Origin of the sequence: Leisingera sp. ANG-S5, from assembly GCF_000813925.1 — a bacterium.
Lineage (GTDB): Bacteria > Pseudomonadota > Alphaproteobacteria > Rhodobacterales > Rhodobacteraceae > Leisingera.
In genome coordinates this window covers 50143-76849 of sequence record NZ_JWLH01000016.1, presented here as the reverse complement: position 1 = coordinate 76849, position 26707 = coordinate 50143, and the positions used below count along the sequence as shown (strand labels likewise).

General features: G+C 63.4%; 23 protein-coding genes and 1 pseudogene. 16 read left to right on the top strand and 8 right to left on the bottom strand.

Going from position 1 to position 26707, the window contains the following annotated elements:
* A pseudogene (locus tag RA25_RS23335) lies at positions 1-417 on the bottom strand (peroxidase family protein); the annotation flags it as partial.
* 208 nt (positions 418-625) lie between these two features.
* Between RA25_RS23335 and RA25_RS18950 the strand changes: the two are divergent.
* The 4 genes from RA25_RS18950 (at position 626) to RA25_RS18935 (ending at position 4376) form a co-directional block, all read left to right on the top strand.
* Positions 626-1543: a LysR substrate-binding domain-containing protein gene (locus tag RA25_RS18950; RefSeq protein ID WP_019297865.1), complete on the top strand. Its 918-nt coding sequence runs from the start codon at positions 626-628 to the stop codon at positions 1541-1543.
* 201 nt (positions 1544-1744) lie between these two features.
* On the top strand, positions 1745-2806 hold the full coding sequence (locus tag RA25_RS18945) for a Hint domain-containing protein (protein ID WP_039150514.1): 1062 nt from the start codon (positions 1745-1747) through the stop codon (positions 2804-2806).
* Positions 2807-3018: 212 nt separating this feature from the next.
* Positions 3019-3639, top strand: coding sequence for a 30S ribosomal protein S4 (rpsD, locus tag RA25_RS18940; RefSeq protein ID WP_019297863.1), 621 nt, complete (start codon positions 3019-3021; stop codon positions 3637-3639).
* Positions 3640-3803: 164 nt separating this feature from the next.
* The gene (locus RA25_RS18935; RefSeq protein WP_019297862.1) at positions 3804-4376 is read left to right on the top strand and encodes a PA14 domain-containing protein; all 573 of its coding nucleotides are present in this window, start codon (positions 3804-3806) and stop codon (positions 4374-4376) included.
* Between the two features lie 45 nt (positions 4377-4421).
* Here the strand turns inward: RA25_RS18935 and RA25_RS18930 are convergent, their stop codons facing one another.
* Complete coding sequence (locus RA25_RS18930) at positions 4422-4883, bottom strand: Lrp/AsnC family transcriptional regulator (RefSeq protein ID WP_019297861.1); 462 nt, start codon at positions 4881-4883, stop codon at positions 4422-4424.
* Positions 4884-4987: 104 nt separating this feature from the next.
* Here RA25_RS18930 and RA25_RS18925 point away from each other — a divergent pair, with 104 nt between their 5' ends.
* The 5 genes from RA25_RS18925 (at position 4988) to RA25_RS18905 (ending at position 11182) form a co-directional block, all read left to right on the top strand.
* Positions 4988-6412 carry an aminotransferase class V-fold PLP-dependent enzyme gene (locus RA25_RS18925; RefSeq protein ID WP_039174442.1) on the top strand — a complete coding sequence of 475 codons (1425 nt, stop codon included), beginning with the start codon at positions 4988-4990 and terminating at the stop codon, positions 6410-6412.
* A 185-nt stretch (positions 6413-6597) separates the two neighbouring features.
* Positions 6598-8244 (top strand): hypothetical protein, encoded by a 1647-nt coding sequence (locus RA25_RS18920; RefSeq protein WP_039174441.1) that lies wholly within the window; start codon positions 6598-6600, stop codon positions 8242-8244.
* 120 nt (positions 8245-8364) lie between these two features.
* A complete protein-coding gene (gene hisC / locus RA25_RS18915) occupies positions 8365-9450 on the top strand; it encodes a histidinol-phosphate transaminase (RefSeq protein ID WP_039174440.1) in 1086 nt (361 codons plus the stop codon).
* Positions 9447-10367 carry a prephenate/arogenate dehydrogenase family protein gene (locus tag RA25_RS18910; protein ID WP_039174439.1) on the top strand — a complete coding sequence of 307 codons (921 nt, stop codon included), beginning with the start codon at positions 9447-9449 and terminating at the stop codon, positions 10365-10367. The genes hisC and RA25_RS18910 overlap by 4 nt, the downstream gene beginning before the upstream one ends.
* The gene (locus tag RA25_RS18905; protein WP_039174438.1) at positions 10364-11182 is read left to right on the top strand and encodes an extensin-like domain-containing protein; all 819 of its coding nucleotides are present in this window, start codon (positions 10364-10366) and stop codon (positions 11180-11182) included. Before RA25_RS18910 ends, RA25_RS18905 begins: the two co-directional genes overlap by 4 nt.
* Before the next feature lie 109 nt (positions 11183-11291).
* On the opposite strand, the gene RA25_RS18900 is transcribed toward RA25_RS18905, so the two are convergent.
* A complete protein-coding gene (locus tag RA25_RS18900; RefSeq protein WP_039174437.1) occupies positions 11292-12290 on the bottom strand; it encodes a DUF2125 domain-containing protein in 999 nt (332 codons plus the stop codon).
* A 67-nt stretch (positions 12291-12357) separates the two neighbouring features.
* Between RA25_RS18900 and RA25_RS18895 the strand changes: the two genes are divergently transcribed.
* The 3 genes from RA25_RS18895 to RA25_RS18885 all read left to right on the top strand — a co-directional run bounded on the left by RA25_RS18895 (position 12358) and on the right by RA25_RS18885 (position 16000).
* Positions 12358-12888: a gamma-glutamylcyclotransferase gene (locus RA25_RS18895; protein WP_039174436.1), complete on the top strand. Its 531-nt coding sequence runs from the start codon at positions 12358-12360 to the stop codon at positions 12886-12888.
* 76 nt (positions 12889-12964) lie between these two features.
* Positions 12965-14155, top strand: coding sequence for a biopolymer transporter ExbB (locus RA25_RS18890; protein WP_039150494.1), 1191 nt, complete (start codon positions 12965-12967; stop codon positions 14153-14155).
* Positions 14156-14158: 3 nt separating this feature from the next.
* Entirely contained in the window at positions 14159-16000 is a 1842-nt protein-coding gene (locus RA25_RS18885) for a peptidoglycan -binding protein (RefSeq protein ID WP_039174435.1), read from the top strand.
* Between the two features lie 318 nt (positions 16001-16318).
* On the opposite strand, the gene RA25_RS18880 is transcribed toward RA25_RS18885, so the two are convergent.
* The 3 genes from RA25_RS18880 to gloB form a co-directional block, all read right to left on the bottom strand.
* Entirely contained in the window at positions 16319-17290 is a 972-nt protein-coding gene (locus RA25_RS18880) for a M23 family metallopeptidase (RefSeq protein WP_039174434.1), read from the bottom strand.
* On the bottom strand, positions 17290-19614 hold the full coding sequence (gene clpA / locus RA25_RS18875; RefSeq protein WP_019298622.1) for an ATP-dependent Clp protease ATP-binding subunit ClpA: 2325 nt from the start codon (positions 19612-19614) through the stop codon (positions 17290-17292). The genes RA25_RS18880 and clpA overlap by 1 nt, the downstream gene beginning before the upstream one ends.
* 176 nt (positions 19615-19790) lie before the next feature.
* Positions 19791-20564, bottom strand: a complete 774-nt coding sequence (gene gloB, locus RA25_RS18870; protein ID WP_039174433.1) for a hydroxyacylglutathione hydrolase — start codon at positions 20562-20564, stop codon at positions 19791-19793.
* Positions 20565-20619: 55 nt separating this feature from the next.
* On the opposite strand from gloB, the gene RA25_RS18865 reads away from it, so the two are divergent.
* Positions 20620-21366 carry a class I SAM-dependent methyltransferase gene (locus RA25_RS18865; RefSeq protein WP_019298624.1) on the top strand — a complete coding sequence of 249 codons (747 nt, stop codon included), beginning with the start codon at positions 20620-20622 and terminating at the stop codon, positions 21364-21366.
* A 39-nt stretch (positions 21367-21405) separates the two neighbouring features.
* On the opposite strand, the gene RA25_RS18860 is transcribed toward RA25_RS18865, so the two are convergent.
* Positions 21406-23211, bottom strand: coding sequence for a hypothetical protein (locus RA25_RS18860; protein WP_039174432.1), 1806 nt, complete (start codon positions 23209-23211; stop codon positions 21406-21408).
* Positions 23193-23456 (bottom strand): hypothetical protein, encoded by a 264-nt coding sequence (locus RA25_RS23140; protein ID WP_206539705.1) that lies wholly within the window; start codon positions 23454-23456, stop codon positions 23193-23195. Before RA25_RS23140 ends, RA25_RS18860 begins: the two co-directional genes overlap by 19 nt.
* Positions 23457-23707: 251 nt before the next feature.
* Here RA25_RS23140 and RA25_RS18855 point away from each other — a divergent pair, with 251 nt between their 5' ends.
* The 3 genes from RA25_RS18855 to RA25_RS18845 are packed head-to-tail and all read left to right on the top strand — an operon-like array spanning position 23708 to position 26697.
* Positions 23708-24268, top strand: a complete 561-nt coding sequence (locus RA25_RS18855) for a F0F1 ATP synthase subunit delta (protein WP_039174431.1) — start codon at positions 23708-23710, stop codon at positions 24266-24268.
* Positions 24269-25807: a F0F1 ATP synthase subunit alpha gene (gene atpA, locus RA25_RS18850; RefSeq protein ID WP_019298627.1), complete on the top strand. Its 1539-nt coding sequence runs from the start codon at positions 24269-24271 to the stop codon at positions 25805-25807.
* A 14-nt stretch (positions 25808-25821) separates the two neighbouring features.
* On the top strand, positions 25822-26697 hold the full coding sequence (locus RA25_RS18845; protein WP_019298628.1) for a F0F1 ATP synthase subunit gamma: 876 nt from the start codon (positions 25822-25824) through the stop codon (positions 26695-26697).
* Positions 26698-26707: the final 10 nt, after the last annotated feature.

Genomic DNA, 26707 nt, shown 5'->3' with positions numbered 1-26707 from the left:
CAGGCGGCGCGCCTTGTCCAGGTTGCCGTTGTCCGGCCAGGAGTTCACAGGCGCAAACCGCTGGTTGCCAGTCCCGCCGCCGCCGCGCCCGTCGGCGGTGCGGTAGGTGCCGGCACTATGCCAGGCCATACGGATGAACAGGCCGCCGTAATGGCCATAGTCGGCCGGCCACCATTCCTGGCTGTCGGTCATCAGCGCAAACAGGTCTTTCTTCACCGCCTCCAGGTCAAGCGTCTTGAACTCTTCGGCATAGTTGAAATCCGCTCCCATCGGGTTCGACTTGGGGGAATGCTGGTGAAGGATCTTCAGGTTCAGCTGGTTCGGCCACCAATCCTGGTTCGAGGTGCCGCCGGCGTCGGTATTCAGCGCTGCGCCGTGCATCACCGGGCATTTTCCTGCGGGGGTATTTCCGTCCATTTCCATCTCCGATCGTGGCTTCAAATAGGTCAACTGCGATGAGGCGGAAGCGTTCCGTAATCAAACTGCCAGCATGTGCGCCGCCTGGAAATGCAGGCGGGGTGCGGGCAGCCATTGCCGGGTCTCCCTGTCTTTCTGAAGATGAGGCTAGCAGGGAAATATCATTGGGATAAGTTGCATTTATTCATCGCTCTGATAATAAATTCCTATGATAAACGTAACCCTCCGCCAGATGCGCTATTTCGAGGCGCTGGCCCAGCACCGCCATTTCGGCCGCGCAGCAGACGCATGCGCCGTGTCGCAGCCGGCTTTGTCTGTTCAGATCAAGGAGTTGGAGGAGGCGCTGGGGGTGCAGCTGGTGGAGCGCGGTGCGCGGCAGGTGCGGCTCACCAGCCTCGGCGAGGATCTGGCCGCCCGGGTGCGCGGCATCCTGCGCTCGGTGGATGAACTGGGCGAGCTGGCACGGGCCTCGCGCGACGGGCTGGCAGGGCGGCTGCGCATCGGGGTGATTCCCACCATCGCGCCCTATCTGCTGCCCTCCATCGTGGGCACGCTCACCCGCCAATACCCCGAGGCCGACATCCGTGTTCGTGAAACTGTGACGCCCAAGTTGCTGGAGGAACTGGGGGAGGGGCGCTTGGACACCGCTATCGTGGCGCTGCCGGTGTCCGAGCCCTCCTATGAGGAAGTGCCGCTGTTTTCGGAGGACTTTGTCCTGGTGCGTCCCGGCGAAGATGCCGGCACCCCGGTTCCTGGCCCGGACGGCCTGCGTGAGATGCGCCTTCTGCTGCTGGAGGAGGGGCATTGCTTCCGCGACCAGGCGCTGTCTTTCTGCAACATGCAATCCGCTGCCCCGCGGGAACTGCTGGATGGCAGCTCCCTGTCGACGCTGGTGCAGATGGTCAGCGCTGGGATCGGAGTAACGCTTATCCCCGAGATGGCAGTGCCGGTGGAAACCCGGTCTGCAGTGGTGACGGTTTCCCGTTTCCGCGACCCGCAGCCCTCGCGCACCATCGGCATGATCTGGCGCCGCAGCAATCCGCTGGCGCGGCAGCTGATGCAGGTGGCCGAGGTGGTCCGGCAGGCAGCGGAATCCTTGCGCACCAGCTATGGCCCGGCGTGCTGAAGCGCCTGTTTCCGGTGCCATGGCGCCTGGCATCGCCTTGTTCCCTAAAAATTGTATGCCCTAAGGGCAACTGCAACCGGATGAAGATTGGTGCGTAAAGGGCACGCTCACAAGCATTTTACACGCTTCATTGTTTCCGGAGGCAAAGGTCTTTGTTAACGTTTCGTTAATAATAAAGAATTGAAGCAGGCATACAGGCAGATGAAAACGGGCTTTCGTGGCACGTTTGTTGTTTCCTGGTCGCAAACAGAAATCGACGGCCTTCCGGCCGCTCCGGTGGACGCTCTGGATGTGGGGGCGGCCTGGTCCTGGCACGGCGATGCTGTGCGGGTGGACGGCCCGGTGGATGTGTTGCGGCTGGAAATGGCAAACGGCGAGGCAGAATTGCGCCGCCGGGCAGCCCGGTCGGTGCGCCGGCTGGTGGGGGCCGCAGTGCAGAACCGCACCGATGTGGACGCCATTGAGGTCGACGAGCCGCTGATGGACAGCAGCTTTGTCGTGACCAACGGCGTGCAAAGCTACACCGTCACCCTTATCGAGGTCGGTCCGGGCCAGCGCCCGCTGCTGATGTTCGTGGATGAATTGCCGCCGCGCGGCACTGACCTGTGGGTGGTGCATCATTCGCTGGGCACTATTTGCACAGACCGGCCTCAGGGCGAAAGCGGCGTGATCTGCTTTACACCGGGAACCTTGATCGCAACCCCAGGCGGCCCGAAACGGGTGGAGCAGCTGCGCGAAGGTGAAAAGGTCCAGACCCGCGACAACGGCGCTCAGGAAATCCTCTGGATCGGTTCGCGCCGGATCAGCGGTGCTCGGCTGTTCGTGATGCCGCGGCTGCGTCCGGTCCGCCTCCATGCCGGTGCCTTGGGCATCGACCGGCCAGAGGAGGAATTGCTGGTCTCCCCCGATCACCGGATGCTGCTGCGCGGGGCCCGTGTGCAGGCCCTGTTCAACACTCCTGAGGTACTGGTTGCGGCCAGCGATCTGGTCAACGGCACCACCATCCAGCCAGATACATCTGTGCGCGAAATCACCTATATCCACCTGATGCTGGCTGATCACCAGGTTCTCTGGGCCAATGGCGTCGAGACCGAGAGTTTCCACCCTTCCAATGCATCGCTGACTGCTCTCAGCGAAACCGACCGGGCGCGCCTGTTCCGCCTGCAGCCCGGGCTGGAGCGCAATCCGCTGTCATACGGCGCCCACGCCCGCCGCAATCTAAGCGCGTCCGAGGCCGCGATTCTGGGCCACGAAGCTGCCTGAGTCCCTTATCTGGCAAGGTCCGGATGTTATTTTCGGCCAAGGCCGGGGTTCGATGCAGATTTCCTGCAGAACGCGCTTTCACCGTGTTGACTCTGCCCCATCCCCCTATATAAGCGCGGCTTCATTGGTGTTGGTGGCCCCCGCAAGGGGATCCCTGTCATGCCGTTAGGCAAGAGGACAACGCCCTTCGAAACACAAGAAGGAGATCAGCCGTGACCAAACGCACGTCTGCCAAGTACAAAATCGACCGCCGCATGGGCGAAAACATCTGGGGCCGTCCGAAGTCCCCGGTCAACCGCCGCGACTACGGCCCGGGCCAGCACGGCCAGCGCCGCAAGGGCAAGCTGTCCGACTTCGGCATCCAGCTGCGCGCCAAGCAGAAGCTCAAGGGCTACTACGGCGACCTGACCGAAAAGCAGTTCCGCCGCATCTACGGCGAAGCCGTGCGTGTGACCGGCGACACCGGTGAAAACCTGATCGGCCTGCTCGAGCGCCGCCTGGACGCCGTCGTCTACCGCGCCAAGTTCGTGGCAACCGTCTTTGCTGCCCGCCAGTTTGTGAACCACGGCCACGTGACCGTGAACGGCAAGCGCGTGAACATTCCCTCCTACCGTGTGAAAGAGGGCGACGTGATCGAGGTCCGCGACAAGTCCAAGCAGATGGTTGCGCTTCTGGAAGCCACCCAGCTGGCTGAGCGCGACGTGCCGGATTACATCGAAGCCGACCACTCCAAGATGACCGCAACATTCGTGCGCACCCCCGGCCTGGGCGACGTGCCGTACCCGGTTGTGATGGAACCGAACCTGGTCGTCGAATTCTACGCCAAGAACTAAGCCCGCTGCCCACTAGGGCATCTGGCGGAAGGGCTGTCCTCTTGGGCAGCCCTTTTTCATTCGAACTCCCTCGGAGCCGGATTTCGCGGGCGGTGGCATCCAAAAGCTGTGGCTCGGTAAGGCCATTGGGTCTATCCTGTTCCAAAAACAACAGGGAGTGACCAATGAAGATCTTGATGAAAGCAGCTGCCATTGCAGCGCTTACCATGGCGGCAGCGGCAGTTGGCGCCGCACCTCTGAAACTCACACCTGCAAACCCGCAGCCTTCCGGCGTTAAGCCAGGCCTTGCGGTGGTCTATGCCTACCCGCAAGATGTAAAATCCCTGGCCGAAGCCTCATCTGCCTTGAAAATCAGCAGCGAACCGGGCCGCCCGATTGCCGGGCTGGACAACCGCGATACCGAAGAAGGGCAGAACACGCTGACAGCCAAGCGGCCGATGCATGTGGCGGCGCGGATCACCGGCTACGTGAAACTGGACACGCCGGGCGTGCACAACATCGACTTCCTGACCAACGATGGCATTCTGGCGAAAATCGGCGGCCAGGTGGTGGGCGAGTTTGACGGCCGCCAGTCCTGCGACAGCACAATCGTGACCCAGGTCGAGGTGCCCTCGGCCGGCTGGTACCCGGTTGACATCCTCTATTTCCAGCGTTTGGGCACCGCCTGCCTGCACATGCGGATGGGCCCCGACGGCAAGCGGCCGAAATGGATGAAAGACAGCGCCTTCGGGCACTGACAGTCAAGACTGCGGGGCAGGGGCGCGCATCCCCTGCCAGCATCCTCACAAGGGCAGCGGGCGCCCCTCAGCGATGGCTTCCATCGCAAAGTAGGATGTAACGCTGTCCAGCTCCACGCCTGCGATCAGCCGCTGGTAGACCTTGTCATAGCTGGCCATGTCCTCGGTCACCACTTTCAGCTGGTAGTCGTAGTCGCCGCCGATGCGGTGGAAATCCACCACTTCCGGGATGGTCAGCACGTGGCGGCGGAATTTCTGCAGCCAGTCCGCTGAATGATGCCGGGTGCGCAAGAGCACAAACACCACCAGATCCAGCCCCAGCTGCTTGCGGTCCAGCCGCGCGGTGGAGCCCTTCAACAGCCCGCTTTCGTTCAGCGCCTTCAGCCGCCGCCAGCAGGCATTCTGCGACAGCCCCACCTGATCGGCCAGCTCCCGCTGGGACAGGCTGGCATCCTGTTGCAGGGCACGCAAAATGGCGCGGTCAATCTTATCTGCATTTTTGCTCATAGTGCGATCATATGACACAAAAGTTGCGCTATCCACTCAGTAATTGATAAAGTTTATGCGCCAGTTTCCGTTCATGATGCCTCAACAGAATTCGGAGGCGCGACATGACCCTGGCAGCATTCAAACAGACAATCCAGCAAGCCGCACAGGACGGCACCCTTGGCCGCAGTGTGATTGGCGACGGGGTGATGATCCCTGGCCTCGATGGCGAGGTGCCGCTGGTCTATGCTGACTATGTCGCCTCTGGCCGCGCCCTGCGCCAGGTGGAGGATTTCGTGGCCGGACAGGTGCTGCCCTTCTACGCCAACTCCCATACCGAAGCCTCTTACTGCGGCACCCAGATGACCCGCCTGCGCCGTGAGGCGCGCGCTGAGATTGCCCGCATCACAGGCGCCACCGCAGAGGATGCAGTGATCTTTACCGGCTCCGGCGCCACTGCGGGCCTCAACCGCCTGGTCAGCTTGTTCGGTGTGAACGAGGCCGCCCGCCCGGTTGTCTTCATCGGCCCGTATGAGCACCACTCGAACATCCTGCCCTGGCGCGAAAGCAAGGCCGAGGTGGTGGAAATCCCGGAGGCTGCAGAAGGCGGCCCGGATCTGGCGGTGCTGGAATTGGCGCTGAAACAGCACGCGGACAGCGATCTGAAAATCGGCAGCTTCTCTGCCGCTTCCAACGTCACAGGCATTGTGACTGACCCCGATCCCATCAGCCGCCTGCTGCGCGAACACGGCGCGCTGTCGGTCTGGGATTACGCCGGCGGCGGTCCCTACCTGCCGGTCGACATGGGCGGCAACGGGGCAGCCCGCAAAGATGCCGTCGTTGTCTCGCCGCATAAATTTCCGGGCGGCCCCGGCGCCTCTGGCGTGTTGGTCGTCAACCAGTCCGTGGTGCGCCGCCGTTGCCCGTCCTGGCCCGGTGGCGGCACCGTCAGCTTTGTTTCTCCCTGGCGGCATGAATACAGCCAGGATCTGGCCGCCCGAGAGGAGGCCGGCACCCCCAACGTGATCGGCGACATCCGCGCAGCCCTGGCGTTCCTGATCAAGGAAGCCGTGGGTCAAGAGCAGATCGAAGCCCGCGAAGCCAGGTTCGCGCAGATGGCCTGGGACGGCTGGTCCGCCAATCCGCGTTTGCGCATCCTCGGCCACCGCAACGCGCACCGGCTGCCGATCTTCTCCTTTCTGGTCAGGGATGCGGCCGGCAACCCGGTGCATCAGCAGTTGTTCACCCGTATGCTCAGCGATGTCTATGGCATCCAGGCCCGCGGCGGCTGTGCCTGTGCGGGTCCTTACGCGCACCGCCTGCTGGGCATCAGCCAGCCGGAATCGGAAACCCTCTTTGCCGACCTGCAGGCAGGCGAAGAGATGAAGAAACCCGGCTGGGTGCGGCTCAACTTCTCCTACCTGATGGAGGAGGAGAAGGCGCAGTACATCATCGATTGCGTCAATGACCTGACAATGAAGGCGGGGGAGATTGCGGCCCGGTATAATGCCGACCCGGCAACCGCACGGTTCAAGTCTCAGGCAGCCTGATAACAATCGCCCTGAACCAATCGAAACGGGTGCTTTCCTGCGTCAGGGAAGCACCTCACATACATGTGATATGTGGGTACCGGCGTCCCCGATTTAAAGGGGGAATGTCTATTCCAAATCCCCCGCGACTGCGCAGCGGAGCCATGGCAGGCTTGAACCAGTAGTTAATTGGTTGGAGCAAACTCATGGCTCTCAAGCTTTCCGCCCCTGTTGGCGACAAAAAACGGATTACCAAGCCGGACCCGAAAACCGGCGAAAGCAAATTCAAACCGGTCAAGAATGCCCCGGCAGATGTCGAACTTGTGCGCCTGATGCTCAAGGCAAACGGCTACCCCGTCGACATCAGCACCAAATGCGATGCCGGGCTGATCAGCACCATCCGCGATTTCCAGAAAAAGAAGCTGGGGTTCAGGAAGCCCGACGGCATTGTCGATCCCGGCATGCGGACCTGGAACGCAGGCCTGCCCAAACTGGCCGCCCAGGTGTCCGCTGATGCCAAGATTGAACGGGTTGAGGTTGTCGAGAACGGCAAGACCAAGCTGATCACGGTTGCCGAGTTTGAGGCAGGTCAGGAAGACCTGCGCCGCAAGCTGCTGGCCAAAGCCGAAATGATGTACGGCCAGGCCGAATCCTGGGTCGACTTTTGCAATGACGTGGAAAAGACCCGCCAGGGCAACGAGACCTTCCTCAATGCGCTGACCGAGTTTGCCGTCAGCATGGTCAACGACAAGACCGATCCACCTTGGACCGCGATCCTGAACGCGCGCTCCGAAGCGAGCTTGATGAAGACCCTGACCAGCAAGAAGAAACCGGACTGGAAAAAGGTCTACAAACAGGACGTCAAGGCGACCAAGGCCTATAACAAGGGCGGCAAGGCCTTCAAGAAATTCATCGACGAACGCATTAGTACCGCTGGCGCCATCATCTGGAAGCTGGAAGTGGTGCGTGAGGTCTCCTTTGCCGTGGTCGAAACCTACATGACCGCACGGCTGGTGGCGACCAAGGGCATGTCGCCCGCCAAGGCCCACGCCATTGCCGCTGCCAGCACCGAGGCGCTGAAATCCAGCGCGGGCCAGCTGGGCGAGCATCTGGCGGGCAACAACGTGACCTGGGACGGTGCCGCCAAGAAAGTCTTTATCGACAGTTTCATCGCGGGGCTGGCAGGTGCCGCCGGCGGCAAGCTGACATCGAAACTCTCGGCAGGTCTTGCCGATGATCTGGCCAAGGCCGCGGCCTCCAGACTGTCGCGCGAGATGCCCAAGAAGGCAGTCAAAGTCTTCTTCGAGAAGTTCCTGAAATCCAAGGCCGGCGAGGCCATGGTGACTGAGGCGCTGAAGGAAACCATCGGCCTGGCAAAGCCCTTGATCGAAAAGGGCCGCCCGCCCAACACCAAGGAGATCAAGGAAAGCATCGCCAAGATCCTGACCGCAGGCATCATGTCCGCAGGCGCGGGCAAGGCGCTGGAGAAATTCTCCTCCGGCTTCACCGGGGCGGCCGAGAAGTTCCTCAAGACCAAGCTGGCGCCCGCCGCCATGGAGGGCGCAGTCAAGAAAGACCTCATCGCCAAATACGGCACCAAAGCGACCGAAGATTTCATCAAGCTGCACGGTGATGCGATCTATGGCGAGATAGCCAAACAGATCTCCGGCAAGTCGCTCAGCAAATACGCGGGTGAGGCGTTGAACGGCGCCGACGGCTCGCAATCGGCCTCTACCATGCAGAAACAGGCTAATGAGGCGATGCGCAAGGACATGGAGCTGCGCAAGAAGATCCAGAAGATCATCATGGCAGAGGCCAAACGGAAAATGCCCAAGTCCGCAACTGCGCATTAACGCAGGCGCACGGCCGGGGCAGGCTGCCGGAGGGGGCGGCAGCATGGGGGAGCGTCATCTTGGTGCTTCCCCGCCAGCGTTTGGGCCGTTATGACGGGTTGGAATTAAGGAGCCCGTATTATGACTCAACTCACACCGCAGCCCGGTATCATGGACATCGCCCTCTACCAGGGCGGGGCTGCCCATGTGAAAGGGGTGAGCAATGTTGTGAAGCTCTCCTCGAACGAGAACCCTTTTGGCCCCAGCCCGCGCGCCGTCCAGGCAATGCAGGATGCGGCGGCTAAAATGCACCGCTATCCCAGCTCGGATCACGGAGCATTGCGGCAGGCGATCGGCGAGGTGCACGGGCTGGATCCGGAGCAGATCATCTGCGGCGCAGGCAGTGATGAAATCATCGCTTTCCTGTGCCAGGCCTATGCCGGGCCGGGGGATGAGGTGCTGTATACCGAACACGGCTTTGCGATGTACCGCATCAGCGCACTGGCCGCCGGCGCCACCCCGGTGGAGGTGAAGGAGCGCGAGCGTGTCACCGATGTGGATGCGCTGCTGGCGGGTTGCACCGCCAGGACCAAGCTGGTGTTCATCGCCAACCCCAACAACCCCACCGGCACCATGATCAGCGAGGCTGAGGTTGCCCGGCTGGCCGATGGCATTCCCGCGGGCGCGCTCCTGGTGCTCGATGGCGCCTATGCGGAATATGTCGAGGGCTTTGACGCCGGCGCGGCAGTGATTGCCTCTCGCAGCAACGTCTTCATGACCCGCACCTTTTCCAAGATCTACGGCCTGGGCGGCGCCCGGATCGGATGGGGTTACGGCCCCAAGGAGATCATCAATGTGCTGAACCGCGTGCGCGGACCGTTCAACGTGTCCAGCACCGCGCTGGCGGGGGCCGAGGCCTCGGTGCGTGACACGGGCTTTGTGGACCATTGCCGGGCCGAGAACGCCAAGTGGCGCAGCTGGCTTGCAAATGCGCTGGCTGAACTCGGCGTGCCCTCGGACGTCTCCAGCACCAATTTCATCTTGGCCCGTTTCTCCAGCCAGGCTGAAGCAGAAGCCTGCGACCTGTATCTGCAGGCCCAGGGGCTAATCGTGCGCCGGGTGGCGGGGTACAACCTGCCCACCGCGCTGCGCATCACTATCGGCGACGAGGATTCCTGCCGCCGCATCGCGCAAAGCGTCAAAGCGTTCAAAGAGGGCCAGGCATGAGCGAGCAAGTTTACGGCCGCGTCGCGCTGATCGGCCTGGGCCTGATTGCATCCTCAATGTTCTGGGCAATGAAACGCGCAGGGCTGGCGGGTGAAGTGACCGGCTATGCCCGGAGCGAAGAAACGCGTGCAACTGCTCGCAAGATCGGCCTCTGCGACCGCGTCTGCGACAGCGCGCGCGAAGCGGTGCAGGACGCTGATCTGGTGGTGCTCTGCGTTCCGGTCGGTGCCATGGGGCCGGTGATGGAAGATATCGCGCCGGTGCTGAAACCCGGTGCGACCGTGTCTGACGTCGGTTCGGTCAAACGCCATGTGATCGAGGCGGTGCAGCCGCATATCCCCGAGGGCGTGCATTTCGTGCCCGCCCACCCGCTGGCAGGGACGGAGCATTCCGGCCCCGAATCCGGTTTTGCCGAATTGTTCGACAACCGCTGGTCGCTGCTGGTCCCGGTCGAGGGCACTGATCCGGAGGCCACCGCCCGCCTGCGCGCGCTGTGGGAAGGGATGGGCGCCAATGTCGATGAAATGGATGCTGACCACCACGATCTGGTGCTGGCCGTCACCTCGCACACACCGCACCTGATCGCCTATACCATGGTGGGTGTAGCGGACGACCTGCGCCGGGTAACCGACAGCGAGGTGATCAAATATTCCGCCGCCGGTTTCCGCGACTTCACCCGTATTGCCGCCTCGGACCCGACCATGTGGCGTGACGTGTTCCTGACCAACAAGGACGCCACGCTGGAAATCCTCGGCCGCTTCACGGAGGAGCTGTTTGCCCTGCAGCGCGCCATCCGCACCGGCGACGGCGAGCATCTGCACGATTATTTCACGCATACCCGCGCCATCCGCCGCGGCATCATCCAGGCCGGCCAGGACACTGACGCGCCGGACTTCGGGCGGGGGCAAAAGAAGTGATCCGCGCAGGCGTGCTGATCCTGGCGGCCGTGTTCGGCGGGGCGGCGCTGGCCGCAACGCCTGATGCCTCAATGGAGCCGCCCGCTCGCCTTGCGGGGGACGCGAGCCTTGAAGCCATCGTAGCGCCGCTGCCCGGCATCCGCCCGGTCTCACGCCCGCAATCGGAACAGCGCCTGGCGGCAGCCTCCCGGCCTGCAAATCTGCCGATGCTGGCGCCCGGCGCATCCTTGCTGCCCTTCGCGCGCCCGGACAGCCTGTCAGAGCAGGTTCTGTTCAAACGCCGCAAGCGCCGCAAGGGCTCGGTTTGCGGTGATATCGACATTCAGGGTGACGACGTCGGCCACGTCTCCGGCACGCTGCCCGGCTGCGGCGCTAAGGACGCGGTGCGGGTGCGCGAGATTGCCGGGGTGCGCCTCAGCCAGGCCTCGCTGATGACCTGCAACACCGCCCGCGCGCTGAAGACCTGGATCAACCGAGAGGTTGAAACCGCCTTTGGCCGCCGCAACAAGGTTGTCGGCTTGCGCGTCGCCGCCCATTACGCCTGCCGCACCCGCAACAACCGCCCCGGCGCCAAGATCTCCGAACACGGCAAGGCGCGGGCGATCGACATTTCCGGCTTTACCCTCGCCAGCGGAGAGACCGTTTCGGTGCTGCACGGCTGGCAGAACCGCAAGACCCGCAAGAAGCTGAAAAAGATCTGGCGCGCCGCTTGCGGCCCCTTCGGCACCGTGCTCGGGCCTGAGGCCGACCGCTATCACAAGGACCACTTCCACCTCGACGTGGCGCGCCACCGCGGCGGCACCTATTGCCGCTGAGACCCCGGGCAGCAATTCAGAATCCACTGTTCATCTGGCCCCAAATACCCTGGAGCGCGAGGCAGAGCCTCGCAAGAAATCTCCAGATGGATACAAGCCAGCGTTTGGCCTAGCGGATGATCAGCCGCGGCGCATGGCCCATGGGCAGCGGTCCAAGGGTGACATATCCGTCTGCAAACCCCAGCGTGATATCCAGGTTCTGCGGGTTGCCGCTGGCGCCGGCCAGCAGTCCCAGCACCCGCTCCACCGAGTTGCGCAAGGAAGGGGGCAATGCGCCACTGCGCTCAGCCATCAGCACCAGCCCGCGCCAGTTTTCCGCCTGCAGGGCAATCTCGCCCTCCGGCAGCCCCTGTTCATCCACGGTCAGTGTGCCAGTGGCCTTGAGCCGCAGATCGCCCCAGCGGGCATCGGCCAGTTTCAGATCAATCCGGCGCGGCTGCGGCCGCCGCTGCTCCAGTGCGGAGCGGTCCCAGGGCGCGTCAAAGGCAACTGCCATCTCCAGCGCCAGCGTGTCGAACCGCTCCGGCAGCGGCGCGCTGGCCGCCAAGAGCCGCCGCCAGGCAGCGCGCGGGGCGAACTCCCTTGCGTCTGCGGTGATCCGGTAGGTTTCTGGCCTTTCGGTTTGCACCATGCGCAGGTCCAGCGCCGCGCCGCTCAGCACGGTTTCGCCGCTGCGGGCAATCTGCCAGCTGTCCGCCACAACGGCCATCTGTTCAAGCTCCAGCGCCGCGCCAGGCTTCAGGTGCAGGCTGGCCTGCAGCCCGTCAGCAGCAATCACCGCAGTCCGGTCAAAGTAGGACAAACGCTGTGCCGTCGCCGGGAAGTGCAGCTCCAGATGCCCAGGCCAGGCAGCAGGGCTCGACAGCTCCAGCCAGTCTGCCCGCCAGGCCGTGCCGCTGCGCGGATCCGCCAGCGTTGGGCGGCTGATCCGGGTCTGGTGCCGGAACGGATAACCCTGCGTCTCCAGCCCTGCATACTCCGCCTGCCAGCCGCGGTTTTCCTGCACTTCGAACCAGGCGGCAATGCCTCGCTTCAGCCCCCAGGCCGCCGCCGCCCAATACAGGCTCCACACCAGAAGGGCCGCAATCAGCAGTTTTGCCAGGCGCATCGGATAGCCTCTTTTGTCCGGACCAGGATTGCTGTTTATAGGGAGGGCACGGAAAGGGCCAGACGACATGACAATGTGGGTATTCGGATACGGATCACTTCTTTGGAACCCCGGTTTCCCGGTGGCGCGGCGCGAGGTGGCGGTGCTGCACGGCTATGCGCGCTCCTTCTGCATGTCCTCGATCCACCACCGCGGCAGCGAGGAAAAGCCCGGTCTGGTGCTGGCGCTGGACGCGGTCGAAGACGCCCATTGCAAGGGCATCGCCCTGGCGGTTGAGGCGGGCCACGAGGAGCAGACCCTGGCAGAGCTGCGCGAGCGCGAGCTGATCTCCTCGGCCTATCTGGAGCGTGACCTCGCGGTCGAGCTGGCGGATGGCTCCACGGTCACCGCCGTTACCTACGTGATCGACCCGCATCATGTGCAGTATTGCGGCGGCCTCAGCCTCGAGGAACAGGCCCAGATCATCGCCCACGCTGTGGGTGGGCGAGGACCCAATACCGAGTATCTCTACAACACCGCTGAGCATCTGGCCGAGATCGGCCTGCATGACAGCGATCTGGACTGGCTGGCAGGCCGGGTGCGGGAAATCACCGCATAAAGCCTTGGCGCTTTTGACACTTTGCTTATAGGCTGCGGGGCAACACGAGCAGACAAAAGTGTCAGGAGCCAGCAATATGGCGCAGCCAGACCGCAAGACCCGGCCACAGTTCTCCCAGCCGGTGCGGCAGATCATCATGATGCTGATTGCGCTGGGGCTATCGGGGTTTGGCGCCTTTGTGGCGCTGCCGCGGGTGCTGCCGGTGTTTCAGGCCAATCCCTGGCTCAACGGCTTTATCGTCCTGGTCTTCGTGATCGGCGTGCTGGCCTGTTTCTGGCAGGTGGTGCAGCTGATTGGCTCGGTGCGCTGGATCGAACGCTTTGCCGCGGGCGACACTCAGGATCACCGCCGCCCGCCTTCGATACTGGCCCCCTTGGCCTCGCTGCTGGGTTCGCGTTCTGCCCGGATGCAGCTGGGATCCTCCTCCACACGATCCATTCTCGACTCCGTCGCCAGCCGCATCGACGAAGACCGCGAGATCACCCGCTACATCGTCAACCTGCTGATCTTTCTTGGCCTTCTCGGCACTTTCTACGGCTTGGCCACCACCGTTCCCGCCGTCGTCGACACCATCCGCAGCCTAGCGCCGCAGGAAGGTGAGGAGGGCCTCTCGGTCTTCAACCGCCTGATGACGGGGCTGGAGGCGCAGCTGGGCGGCATGGGCGTTGCCTTCGCCTCCTCGCTCTTGGGCCTTGCCGGGTCACTGATCGTGGGCCTGCTCGAACTCTTCGCAGGCCATGGCCAGAACCGCTTTTATCGCGAGCTGGAGGAATGGCTCTCCTCGATCACCCGCGTCAGCTTCTCCTCGGGCGAGGAGGGCGCCGGGGACAGCGGCGTGGTCTCCCAGGTGCTCGACACCATGGCAGAGCAGATGGAGGCGCTGCAGGTCATGTTCGTTGAAACCGCCGAAGGCCGCGCCGCGGTGGATCAGCGCCTGACGGATCTGGTCGAAACCATCCAGGACATGAACCGCCGACAGGATCAGACCGGCACCATCACCGCGGCGCTGGACCGGGTTGCCGTGGGGCAGGAGGCGCTGACCGAGATCCTGCGCGCCCAAAGCGAACACGGCGGCATCGACGCCGAAAGCCGGATGCGGCTGCGCTCGATTGATGTGCAGATGCTGCGCATCCTTGAGGAAATCTCGGCCGGCCGCCAGGAAAGCCTGACCGAGCTGCGCAAGGACATCGACCTGATGATCAAGGCCTTTGCCCGCCCGCGCGGCCTGGCCCGCGGCGGCACATCAGACCGGGGCGCGGGGGAGTAAGCTATGGCCCTTTCCCGGCGCACAGGACAGCGGTTCCAGGCCTCGATCTGGCCTGGCTTCGTCGACGCGATGACCGGGCTTCTGCTGGTGCTGATGTTTGTGCTGACCATCTTCATGGTGGTGCAGTTTGTGCTGCGCGAAACCATCACCGGTCAGGAAAGCCAGCTGGATGAACTCTCCGCCGAGGTCAGCGCGCTGGCCTCGGCACTGGGGCTGGAAGAACGCGAAAACCGGCGCCTGAACGCCCGGTTGGGGGCGCTGACCTCGACCCTCAACACGGCGGAACAGGATCTGGAACAGGCCCGCAGCCTGATCACCTCGCTGACCGCCGAACGCGACCGCCAGGCCGGCGAATTGGCCGAGGCTGCCAGCCGCATCACCAGTTTTGAGGCTCAGGTGGCCGCGCTGATCGCCAGCCGCGACGCAGCTCAGGCGCGGATTGCGGACCTCAGCGCAGAACGCGAAAACCTCGAAGCCGCCCGCGCCGCACTCCTCAGCGAGCAGGAAGCGCTGAATCTGGCGCTGGCCCAGGCCCGCGGCGAAATCGATGCCCAGACAGAGGCAGCCCGGCTGGCAGCTGCACAGCGCGAGGCGATGGAGGCGCTGATCGCCAGCCTTGAAGCGGAGGAGGCAGCCAAGTCAGAAGGAATCGCCGGCCTGCAGGAACAGCTGAGCGCGGAGGAGGCCGCCCGGCTGGTTGAGGCCGCCGCCGCTGAGGCCCTGCGCGAGAAATTGCAGTCGGCAGATGCGGAACTGACCGCCATGACCCTGGCGCTGGAGGCGCAGCGGCAACAGGCTGAGGACACTCTGACCCTGCTGGCGGCGGCAGAGGCCGCAAAGAAACAGCTGGACGCGCAGCTCTTGGAACTGGAAGCCGCCCGTGCAGGCTCCGACGCCGAGGCCGGACGGCTGGCGGCGGAGCTTGCCGAAGCCAAAGCCGCCCTCGCAGCCGCGGAAACCCAGGCAGAGGATCTGGACGTGCTGCGCCAGCGCCTGCTGGCGGCAGTGACTGCGCAGGAGGCGGCAGAAGCCTCCGCAACCGAACGGCTGACCCAGGCCGAAGAACGCGCCGCCTTGCTGGCCCAGGCTCGGGCCGCCCTCTCGCTGGAACAGGCGGTATCGGAAGAAGCCCGCCGCGAAACCGCGCTGCTCAATCAACAGGTCGCAGCCCTGCGCGAGCAGCTGGGCGGACTGCAGGCCATCCTGGACGACTACCAGGCCCGCGACGCGGCTCAGCAGGTACAATTGCAGAACCTCGGTCAGGACCTGAACGCGGCCCTGGCCCGCGCGGCATCCGAGGAACGCAAGCGGCGGCTGCTGGAAGAGCAGGAGCGCAAGCGGCTGGAGGCCGAAGCGGAGGAGCTCACCGCCAAGGCGCAGGACCTGGAGCGCTACCGCTCCGAGTTCTTCGGCCGCCTGCGCGATTTGCTGGGCACGCAGGAGGGGGTCCGCATCCAGGGCGACCGTTTTGTCTTTGCCTCCGAGGTTCTGTTTCAGCCCGGCAGCGCCACCCTGTCGCCTGAAGGGCGGGTGGAGATCGCCAAGGTGGTGTCGATCCTGCAAAGCGTGGTGGCGGCCATCCCGCCGGAGATCAACTGGATCATCCGGGTCGACGGGCACACCGACAACACGCCGTTGGGCGCACACCCCAAGTTTGCCGATAACTGGGAGCTTAGCCAGGGCCGGGCGCTGTCGGTGGTGCGCTACATGGTTGAGGCGCTGGGTGTGCCGCCGTCGCGGCTGGCCGCCAACGGGTTCGGGGAATACCAGCCGGTCAACCCGGCAGACACGCCTGAGGCGCGTGCCCAGAACCGCCGGATCGAGCTGAAGTTTACCGAGAAGTGAGCCGTCCGGGCACCCGCCAGCAGCGGACCAGTTGAGCAGCAGAACCCCGCCACGGCCCGCGGGGTGCAACCCGCTTCACTAAAGGAGACAAGCTACTAGTTACACACGGGTTGCTGCCCCACCGGGCAGTAGGGCTGTCCTATAAACTATTGCGGTTTCCGGATTTATCAAATTAGAAGCGGCTTCCGGCCGCACGGCAGCCCGCAGGCAGAGGCCTCCCGCCCGGCGCCAGCCGGCCCTGCCGGGCCGCCGCGCCGGGCCGCTGCCGCGGCTGACGCCCCGGCAGCGGCGGTTGCAATACCGTTGAGAGACTGCGCCTCAGGCGGGCGGGATCACCATGGTACGGGAAAACCTGTCCACTTCGGTGCCGTCCCGCATCAGCCGGGCGGTTCCGGTATAGGTGCCTGCAGGCCATTGCCCGCCGCGCAGGCGGCGCCCGGCCGCGCGGAACAGTTGCGCCTGTGTGCGCTCCAGCGCTTCGCTGTGCGAGACCAGCTCACCGCCTGGACCGGTCACGCTCAACTCCAGCTTGTCGCCAGCCTGGCTGCCATAGGCATAGGCCCAGAACACCAGCGCAGGCGCATCCGCAGCCAGTGGTGCTTGATCAGCGGTGCCGGCCTGAATTGCGTCAAATTCCGGAATGGCCGTGGAAAATCCGGCTCCGATCAGCCCGCCCGGCTGGTAGGGCAGGGGATCGGCCCACAGGGTATGCGAGGCGGGTCCGCCGCAGCTGTCCAGGCTGTCCGGCGCAAACGGGTCCACCACCGCGCCGTCCTTGCGCACCGACAGGTGCAGATGCGGGAACTGGGTCTGGCCGGACAGGCCAACCTCGCCCAGCACATCACCGGCCCGGACCTTCTGGCCGCTTTCAACCCGGACCGAGCCGCGCTTCATGTGGCAGTATTGGGTCTCCCAGCCGCTGCCGTGGCTTAGCACCACGCCGTTGCCGCATTCCTTGCCGTCTATGGCGGCTTCGTTCTGGCCATTGGCATACTGATCCGGCATCGAATTCCGGGTGCCGCGGACGACACCATCCGCCGCCGCGCGCACGGCAACACCTGCGTGCATGTCCGACAAGTAGGGCAAGGCAAAGTCGGTGCCCTTGTGGCCGTCATAGCTGAGCGTGCCGCAGGTGAAATCGGTTGCCTCTTTACCGGGATCGCGGTCCACGAACTGCTGGATGCGGCAGTCCTCACCCAGGGTGCAGTCCAGCGGGAACTGCAAAACAAAATCGCCCGCCGCGGCGGGCGCGGCGAGCGATAGTAATGTCAGCAGGGATGCGAGGCGCATCAGTCCGCGGTCAGCAGCGGCGGCTTGTCACCGGAGATCCGCGGCTTGCCCGGGCCTTCCAGGCGCAGATCCAGCTTGCCGTCCTTGATGCCGACCTGGACCACGCCGCCCTTGGTGAGCTTGCCGAACAACAGCTCCTCGGCCAGCGGCTTCTTGATGTGCTCCTGAATGACACGGCCCAGCGGGCGCGCGCCCATGCGGTCGTCATAGCCCTTCTCAGCCAGCCATTCGGCTGCCTTGCGGGTCAGCTCGATCGACACATTCCGGTCCATCAGCTGCGCTTCCAGCTGCAGCACGAACTTCTCGACCACCTGCAGGATCACCTCTTTGCCCAGCGGCGCGAAGGAGATCACCGCATCCAGGCGGTTGCGGAACTCCGGCGTGAAGGTGCGCTCGATGGCGGCGGTGTCCTCGCCCTCGCGGCGGTCGCGGCCAAAGCCGATGGCGGCCTTTGCCTGTTCCGATGCACCCGCGTTGGAGGTCATGATCAGGATCACGTTGCGGAAGTTCACGGTGCGGCCGTTGTGGTCGGTCAGCTGGCCGTTGTCCATCACCTGCAGCAGGATGTTGTAGACATCCGGATGCGCCTTCTCGATCTCATCGAGCAGCAGAACGCAGTGCGGGTGCTGGTCGACACCATCGGTCAGCAGGCCGCCCTGGTCGAACCCGACATAGCCCGGCGGTGCGCCGATCAGGCGGGAAACAGCGTGTTTCTCCATGTATTCCGACATGTCGAAACGCAGCAGTTCCACCCCCAGCTGATCAGCCAGCTGCTTGGCCACCTCGGTCTTGCCGACGCCGGTGGGGCCTGCAAACAGGTAGTTGCCGATGGGCTTCTCCGGCTCGCGCAGTCCGGCACGGGCCAGCTTGATGGCGCTCGACAACGCGGTGATGGCGTCGTCCTGGCCGAACACCACGCGCTTCAGCGACTTCTCCAGATCCTTCAGCACCTCGGCATCGTCCTTGGAGACGTTCTTGGGCGGGATGCGGGCGATCTTGGCCACAACAGCCTCGATTTCCTTGACGCCGATGGTCTTGCGGCGCTTGCTCTCGATGATCAGATGCTGCGCGGCGCCGGCCTCGTCGATCACGTCGATGGCCTTGTCCGGCAGCTTGCGGTCGTTGATGTAGCGCGCCGACAGTTCCACCGCGGTCTTGATCGCATCGCCAGTGAACTTGATGCCGTGGTGCTCCTCGAAATAGGGCTTCAGGCCCTTCAGGATCTCGATGGAATCCTCCACCGTCGGCTCGTTCACGTCGATCTTCTGGAACCGGCGGGACAGCGCGCGGTCCTTCTCGAAGTGCTGGCGGAACTCCTTGTAGGTGGTGGAGCCCATGGTGCGCAGCTTGCCGCCCTGCAGCGCAGGCTTCAGCAGGTTGGAGGCGTCCATGGCACCGCCGGAAGTTGCACCGGCACCAATCACGGTGTGGATCTCGTCGATGAACAGCACCGCGTCCGGATGCTCCTCCAGCTCGGAGACCACGGCCTTCAACCGTTCCTCGAAATCGCCGCGATAGCGGGTGCCCGCCAGAAGCGCGCCCATGTCGAGCGAGTAGATGGTGGTTTCCGACAGGATTTCCGGGGTTTCGCCGGATACGATGCGCCGCGCCAGGCCCTCGGCGATGGCGGTCTTGCCGACACCGGGGTCGCCCACCAGCAGCGGGTTGTTCTTGCGGCGGCGGCACAGCACCTGGATACAGCGCTCCACTTCGTGGTCGCGGCCGATCAGCGGGTCGATGTCGCCGTCGCGGGATTTTGCGTTCAGGTCGACGCAGTATTTCGCCAGCGCCGACTCCTTCTTTTCGCCCTCGGGTGCGGCGGTCAGGTTGTCTTCTTCCTGCTCGGTGGCACCGGATACCGGGCGGGATTCCCCGTAGGCCGGGTCCTTGGCGACGCCATGGGCGATGAAGTTCACTGCATCATAGCGGGTCATCTCCTGGTCCTGCAGGAAATAGGCGGCGTCGCTCTCGCGCTCGGCAAAGATGGCGACCAGCACATTCGCCCCCGTTACCTCAGTCCGTCCCGAACTCTGGACGTGGATCGCGGCGCGCTGGATGACGCGCTGGAAGGCCGCGGTCGGCACCGCCTCCGATCCGTCGATGTCGGTCACAAGGTTGGCAAGATCCTCATCCACGAATTCCACAAGTGAGGATCGCAATTCCGAAAGGTCGACGCTGCAGGCGCGCATCACGCGGGCCGCGTCGGGCTCGTCGATCAGGGCCAGAAGCAGATGTTCCAGGGTTGCGAATTCATGACGGCGTTCATTCGCCAGCGCCAGCGCTGCGTGAATGGCCTGTTCCAGGGTGCTCGAGAATGAAGGCACGGTCGTGCTCCTCTGATCTTGGGTTGGCCGGTGGGGCGGTATTAACCAACCCCTCAGTTCAACCATGTGCTTATAAGGTTAGAGTTTGGTTGATAGAGCGCCGGCTTCAAGGTCTTTTCTTCATTTTGGGGTCACAATTATTTTCTCCCTGTTGCGCCCCGATACCCTTGATTTGCTCAAAAATTGTCTTTGCGCTTGCGGATTTCGGCAAAAACCTCTGCGTCTTCAGCGCCTTGCATGCCCAGATGTGCTCTCACGGCACTGTCACCGGCACGCAGGAACGGATTGGTGTCAAGTTCCAATTGCAGGGAGGACGGCACCGTGGGGGTGCCGCTTTCGCGGGCCTTTGCGATATCACTTACCCGCGCCTGCAACGCCGGGTTGCCGGGGTCCACGGTGACCGCAAAAGCACCGTTAGCCTGGGTGTATTCATGTCCTGAATAAACCATAGTTTGCGGTGGCAGCGCGGCAAGTTTCGACAGGCTGGCCCACATCCGCTGGGGTGTGCCCTCAAACAGCCGTCCGCATCCCAGCGCCATCAGGCTGTCGGCGGTGAAAACCGCCGCCGCGCCGGGTATGTAAAAGGCGATATGACCCACTGTATGGCCGGACACATCCATCACCTGCACGTCTTCCCCCAGCAGCGTGAAACTGCCGCCGTCTTCGACTGCAAGGTCCAGCTCAGGTAGGCGGTGGGCATCGGTTGCAGCCCCAATGATCTTGGCACCGAACTCCATCTGAAGTTTGGCTGCACCATCGACATGGTCCCAGTGATGATGGGTCAGCAGAATCCAGTCCAGCCCCCAGCCGCGCTCAGACAGGGCGGCCTTGACGGCGCCTGCCTCGGGCGCATCCACCAGCGCGGTCTCACCCGAGGCCGGATTATGGATCAAAAAGGCATAGTTATCCGACAGGCAGGGCAGGGTGATGATCTCAAGAGGCATGGTCATTCGCCTTTACATTGCTAAACTGCGCCCAGATTGGCCGAAGCAGCAGGCGCCCGCAATGCATCTTGATGTTCAGGATCTCAGGAACTTCTACTACCGCAGCACCCTGGGGCGTGCGGCGCAGGCCTCGATCCGCGGCCGTCTGCTGGAGCTGTGGCCGGAGGCCGCCGGCCTGACAGTGGCAGGCTTCGGCTTTGCTGCACCGCTGTTGCGCCCCTACCTGCCGGAGGCGCGCCGGGTGATGGCGCTTATGCCGGGGCCGCAGGGGGTGATGCAATGGCCTGCAGGCATGCCGAACGTTTCGGTCCTGTGCGAGGAGACCAGCTGGCCCATCGACACCGGCCGAGCTGACCGGCTGGTGGTGATGCACGGGCTGGAAACCTCGGAACGGCCCAGCAAGCTCCTGGAGGAATGCTGGCGGGCGCTGGGGCCGGGCGGACGGGCGATTTTCATTGTCCCGAACCGGGCGGGCCTCTGGGCGCGCTCCGATTTGACGCCCTTCGGCTTTGGCCGGCCCTACACATTGCGCCAGCTGGAGGGGCAGCTGCGCGAACATCAGTTCGCCATTGAGCAGCACACCGCCGCGCTCTACCGGCTGCCCAGCCACAAGCGGTTTTGGCTGAAATCCGGCGCTATGCTGGAAAAGATGGGCCGCAAGCTGCCCGCAATGCTGGCCGGCGGGGTGTTCATGGTCGAAGTCAGCAAGCAGACCTACCCGCAAAAAGGCCACATGACCCGCACCAAGTCGCCCAGCCGCATCCGGGTGCTGGAGGGGCTGTCAAACCCGATGCCGGAACCGGCCTGAAGCGGCACCGGGGCAATCAGAACCGCCCGGCTCTGGCAATCAGGTAAACACCACGTCTCTGTTCACGATGACATCATCCGCGGAGAATGCGTTGCCCTCCGGAATGTCCATCACCAGCAGCTCAGTCCCATCCTCAGCCGCGAACGTGTAGCGGTAGACTTCCTGCTGCTCATACCGCCCGTCGAATTCGCGGGTGATTTCGAGGGGGCCTTCAATCTCCGAAGGCAGGTTCAATGTGACGGTGAAATCCGTGACGCTTGAGCTAGCCAGCGTCAGCAGCCCCGAGTCCCGGTCCAGATGCTCAGGGTAGATATTCACGGTCATCCGGTCGCCATCGCCAGCCATATGCACATCGTGGCCCATGCCAACGCTGAGCTGATTGCCGCCCTGGCTCTGGACTTCGATGTCTGCGCCGGCGTCGCGGGAAATGTCGACCACATCCGTGCCCAGGCCAGTGCGGACCTCAAGGTTGTCACCGCTGGCCGTCAGCGTGTCATCGCCTGCGCCCAGGTCGATGATGCTGCCGCTGTCCGAAGATCCGGCAGGGGTCCAGACAATGGCATCATCGCCGTTGCCGGCGTTCACCGACAGGCTGTGGCTGGTGGCGGTCAGCACGTCATTGCCGTCTCCCAGCCGTGCAACATCGTGAATGCCGCCCGCCTCAACAGTGTCATCTCCGCCAAAAGTGGAATAATAGGAGGAGCTGCCGCCAGCGTAGGTTTCACCGGTGCCGTCGCCAAACACCGGGTCAAGCTCCGGTCCGCCGCTGTCGATCAGCAGGATCTGGTCTGCAGAGAGATCGCTGACACCTTCCACCCGGATCACCGCCGTCTTGACGTAGGCGTCAGAGGCGGCATGGGAACCTGTAAAGCGAACAACCACCTCTGTGCTGTCCCCGTCAGGGCGCGTTTCAAACTCCACTATGCTGCCAAAATCCTGTCCCTCGAATTCGCCGGTATAAAGCGCCAGTACATCTTCCTCGGGGTCAAAGTCCCGGATGATGGCGGTTGTCTTCTCCGCATCCGTGATTGTCGCGCCGGTATGCGTCGTCCCAACGTTGAACACATCTGCCCCGGCGCCGCCTGTCAGAATGCCAGGGGCCTCGCTCCGGTCAAAGGCGTGGGTATAGGTCAGCGTGTCGTTGCCTTCACCGCCATGAAGATCCACGTGGCCGTTGCCGGTCAGGTTATCTGCGCCGTCACCGCCGCTGCCGTAAGCACGTTCGCCAGACCAGGGCCGGAGGTGGATTTCGTCGTTTCCGGCGCCGCCTTCAAGCGTGCTGCCGCTTGAACCGCTCAGCGTGTCGTCGCCGGTGCCGCCTGAAACCGCGCTCTCCCTGCCGCTGTCAATGAGATCATTTCCGGCACCGCCCGTAACGGTACCTTGCAAGCCTGCGCTGATCGTATCATTGCCGCTGCCGCCATCAACCTCGGCTTCCCGGCCGGCGCTGATTTCGTCGTCGCCCTGACCGCCGGACACTTCGATGAAGGATCCCGCATCAATCGTGTCGTTTCCGTCCCCGCCTGTGGCGATGCCGTTGTTGCCAAAGTACAGGTAGTCATCCCCGTCACCGCCATGCAGGGTGAGATTGTCCTCAAAGCGCTGGCCGAGAGTGTCGTTGCCGTCCAGGCCAAACCCGGTCTGGCCGCTGAATATCTCAAGCACGTCGTCTCCGGCCGTGCCGCGAACGGTTTCCTCAAATTCAGGCTCGGGTTCTGGCTCCGGCTCGGGGAGCAGTTCCGGCTCGTCAGGGGGGACGGGGGCATCGTCTTCGTCGTTGATCGAGTCGATGACGGCGGCTGCTGCGGCGACGCCGGCCGTGGCCATCAGGATTGCGGCAAGCATACTGCGGGTCCTTCGGTTGAATCATTTTTTTCAATAATCGTCACAATTGCGCCGAAACAGGGGTTTGTCCAGCACTCGGGGCGGCTCGCTGCAAGCAAGAGCGCGCCTTTCCTTTCAAGAGGCCATGCGGCGGCAAAACGGCGTTGCATTTCGATTCCCGAAATCTGTCCGCACCGCCCATTTGGGTGGTTTTTTCTCCATATGTGACGTTTTTTGGCGTAAATGCCGCTTTCCGGAATCGCCAAATCCTGCAGTTCAGCCGCACTTTTTTAAAAAACGACTGTGGTCAAAGGGCCGCACTTGCTGCAAGCCGTTGAAAACAATGAAAACAAGCTTTTTCCTGTTACCGTTATAGGCAGTTGATAGGTCGCATCCGCTCTGCTAGACCCACGCTGATTTCAACGCCCCGCTGCCAAGGGGGATGTCTCACGCCCCCGGACGCCTCCTGATCGCCAGGTACGCCAACCGGGGCCAAAAACATATCGGAAGGGTGGACGTGTCCGAACCAGCTTCGATTTCTGCAGGCATTGCCGCGCGCTATGCCACGGCGGTGTTCGACATCGCGGAAGAAAACAAGGCGCTCGACAGCCTTGAAACCAGCATCAATGATCTGGCAGCCGCGCTGGCTGACAGCCAAGAGCTTAACAGCCTGATCCATTCGCCGCTTGTGTCGCGCGAAGAGCAGGGCGCCGCAATCACCGCGGTGGCAGACAAGATGGGCATTGATCCCGTCCTGCGCAACACCCTGGCCCTGATGGCAGACAAACGCCGCCTGTTCGTGCTGCCCGCGCTGATCGAGGCGCTGCGCGCCCGTCTGGCTGACGCCCGCGGCGAAGTGACCGCCGAGGTGGTTTCCGCCAAGGCGCTGACCAAGACCCAAAGCGAAAAGCTGGCCAAGACCCTGGCCGAGCGCGTGGGCAAGAAAGTTACCATCAATGCTTCCGTCGATGCCTCCATCATCGGCGGTCTTGTCGTTAAAGTGGGCTCGAAGATGATCGACAGCTCGATCCGCTCCAAGCTCAACTCCCTACAGAATGCAATGAAAGAGGTCGGATAAATGGGTATCCAAGCAGCAGAGATTTCTGCGATCCTGAAAGACCAGATCAAGAATTTTGGTCAAGAAGCCGAAGTGGCAGAAATCGGCCGCGTGCTGTCCGTCGGTGACGGTATTGCCCGCGTTTACGGCCTCGACAACGTCCAGGCCGGCGAAATGGTCGAGTTCCCGGGCGGCATCATGGGCATGGCGCTGAACCTCGAAGCCGACAACGTCGGTATCGTGATCTTCGGCTCCGACCGCGACATTAAAGAAGGCGACACCGTCAAGCGCACCAACGCCATCGTGGACGTTCCGGTCGGCAACGGCCTGCTGGGCCGCGTTGTTGACGGCCTGGGCAACCCGCTGGACGGCAAGGGTCCGATCGAAGACGTCACCCGCGGCGTGGCCGACGTGAAGGCGCCGGGCATCATCCCGCGTAAGTCGGTTCACGAGCCGATGGCAACCGGCCTCAAGTCCGTTGACGCGATGATCCCGATCGGCCGCGGCCAGCGCGAGCTGATCATCGGCGACCGTCAGACCGGCAAAACCGCCGTTGCTCTGGACGCGATGCTGAACCAGAAATCCTACAACGACGCCGCCGGCGACGACGAGAGCAAGAAGCTGTACTGCGTTTACGTCGCGGTTGGCCAGAAGCGCTCCACCGTGGCTCAGCTGGTGAAGAAACTGGAAGAGTCCGGCGCGATGGAATACTCCATCGTTGTGGCCGCAACCGCGTCCGACCCGGCACCGCTGCAGTTCCTGGCGCCCTACGCCGCAACCGCAATGGCAGAATTCTTCCGTGACAACGGCCGCCACGCGCTGATCATCTATGATGACCTGTCCAAACAGGCGGTTGCTTACCGTCAGATGTCGCTGCTGCTGCGTCGTCCACCGGGACGTGAAGCTTACCCGGGCGACGTTTTCTACCTGCACTCCCGCCTGCTGGAGCGTTCGGCCAAGCTGAACGAGGACTTCGGTGCCGGCTCGCTGACCGCGCTGCCGATCATCGAAACCCAGGGCGGCGACGTGTCCGCATTTATTCCGACCAACGTGATCTCGATCACCGACGGCCAGATCTTCCTGGAAACCGAACTGTTCTACCAGGGCATCCGCCCCGCCGTGAACACCGGTCTGTCGGTTTCCCGCGTTGGCTCCTCGGCCCAGACCAAGGCGATGTCCTCGGTTGCAGGCCCGGTTAAGCTGTCGCTGGCTCAGTACCGCGAAATGGCTGCCTTTGCGCAGTTCGGCTCCGACCTGGATGCCGCCACCCAGCAGCTGCTGGCCCGTGGCGCCCGTCTGACCGAGCTGATGAAGCAGCCGCAGTACTCGCCGCTGACCAACGCCGAAATCGTCTGCGTCATCTTCGCCGGCACCAACGGCTACCTCGACAAAGTCGACGTCAAGGACGTCGGCCGCTACGAGGCAGGCCTGCTGAGCCACCTGCGCGGCAAACATGCCGACCTGCTTGCCGACATCACCAACAACGACCGTAAGGTGAAGGACGAGCTGGCTGACAAGGTAAAGGCTGCGCTGGACGAGTTCGCCGCTAGCTTCGCTTAAGGGGGGACGAGGCAATGCCGAGTCTTAAGGACCTTAAAACCAGGATCGAGTCGGTCAAATCGACCCGCAAGATCACCAAAGCCATGCAGATGGTGGCCGCGGCGAAACTTCGCCGCGCCCAGGAAGCTGCCGAGGACTCCCGTCCCTATACCAAGCGGTTCAATGCCGTGATGGCAGGGCTGGCGGCCTCGGTCGGCGGCAGCGAGTCAGCGCCCAAGCTGCTTCGCGGCACCGGCAGCGACCAAGTCCAGCTGCTTGTCGTCATGACCGCCGAGCGCGGCCTGTGCGGCGGCTTCAACTCGAACATTGCCAAGCTCGCCCGCCAAAAGGCGGCTGAGCTGAAGGCCGCGGGCAAGACGGTGAAGATCCTCACCGTCGGCAAGAAGGGCCGCGATGCCCTGAAGCGCGACCTTGGCGATGACTTCATCGGCCATGTGGACCTGAGCGAAGTCAAACGTGTTGGCTATGCCAACGCGCAGGACATCGCCAAGGGGATCCTCACCCGCTTTGACGCAGGTGAATTCGACGTTGCCACGATCTTCTACGCGGAGTTCGTCAACGTCGTGACCCAGATCCCCACCGCACAGCAGATCATTCCGGCGTCCTTCGAGGCATCGGAAGGCGAAAGCACTGGCGCCGTCTATGACTACGAGCCCGGCGAAGAGCAGATCCTTGCGGACCTGCTGCCGCGCGGCGTGGCGACCCAGATCTTCTCGGCCCTGCTGGAAAACGGTGCATCCGAACAGGGTGCGCGGATGAGCGCGATGGACAATGCGACCCGCAACGCGGGCGACATGATCGACAAACTGACCATCCAGTTCAACCGCTCGCGCCAGGCCGTGATCACCAATGAGCTGATTGAAATCATTTCGGGCGCTGAGGCGCTCTAAGAGACAACCG

Bases quoted from the DNA above. Each gene is read 5' to 3' on its own strand.
- RA25_RS18950 (WP_019297865.1), top strand. From the start codon at position 626: ATGATAAACGTAACCCTCCGCCAGATGCGCTATTTCGAGGCGCTGGCC.
- RA25_RS18945 (WP_039150514.1), top strand. From the start codon at position 1,745: ATGAAAACGGGCTTTCGTGGCACGTTTGTTGTTTCCTGGTCGCAAACA.
- RA25_RS18935 (WP_019297862.1), top strand. From the start codon at position 3,804: ATGAAGATCTTGATGAAAGCAGCTGCCATTGCAGCGCTTACCATGGCG.
- RA25_RS18930 (WP_019297861.1), bottom strand. From the start codon at position 4,883: ATGAGCAAAAATGCAGATAAGATTGACCGCGCCATTTTGCGTGCCCTG.
- RA25_RS18925 (WP_039174442.1), top strand. From the start codon at position 4,988: ATGACCCTGGCAGCATTCAAACAGACAATCCAGCAAGCCGCACAGGAC.
- RA25_RS18920 (WP_039174441.1), top strand. From the start codon at position 6,598: ATGGCTCTCAAGCTTTCCGCCCCTGTTGGCGACAAAAAACGGATTACC.
- hisC (WP_039174440.1), top strand. From the start codon at position 8,365: ATGACTCAACTCACACCGCAGCCCGGTATCATGGACATCGCCCTCTAC.
- RA25_RS18910 (WP_039174439.1), top strand. From the start codon at position 9,447: ATGAGCGAGCAAGTTTACGGCCGCGTCGCGCTGATCGGCCTGGGCCTG.
- RA25_RS18900 (WP_039174437.1), bottom strand. From the start codon at position 12,290: ATGCGCCTGGCAAAACTGCTGATTGCGGCCCTTCTGGTGTGGAGCCTG.
- RA25_RS18895 (WP_039174436.1), top strand. From the start codon at position 12,358: ATGACAATGTGGGTATTCGGATACGGATCACTTCTTTGGAACCCCGGT.
- RA25_RS18890 (WP_039150494.1), top strand. From the start codon at position 12,965: ATGGCGCAGCCAGACCGCAAGACCCGGCCACAGTTCTCCCAGCCGGTG.
- RA25_RS18885 (WP_039174435.1), top strand. From the start codon at position 14,159: ATGGCCCTTTCCCGGCGCACAGGACAGCGGTTCCAGGCCTCGATCTGG.
- RA25_RS18880 (WP_039174434.1), bottom strand. From the start codon at position 17,290: ATGCGCCTCGCATCCCTGCTGACATTACTATCGCTCGCCGCGCCCGCC.
- gloB (WP_039174433.1), bottom strand. From the start codon at position 20,564: ATGACCATGCCTCTTGAGATCATCACCCTGCCCTGCCTGTCGGATAAC.
- RA25_RS18865 (WP_019298624.1), top strand. From the start codon at position 20,620: ATGCATCTTGATGTTCAGGATCTCAGGAACTTCTACTACCGCAGCACC.
- RA25_RS18860 (WP_039174432.1), bottom strand. From the start codon at position 23,211: ATGCTTGCCGCAATCCTGATGGCCACGGCCGGCGTCGCCGCAGCAGCC.
- atpA (WP_019298627.1), top strand. From the start codon at position 24,269: ATGGGTATCCAAGCAGCAGAGATTTCTGCGATCCTGAAAGACCAGATC.
- RA25_RS18845 (WP_019298628.1), top strand. From the start codon at position 25,822: ATGCCGAGTCTTAAGGACCTTAAAACCAGGATCGAGTCGGTCAAATCG.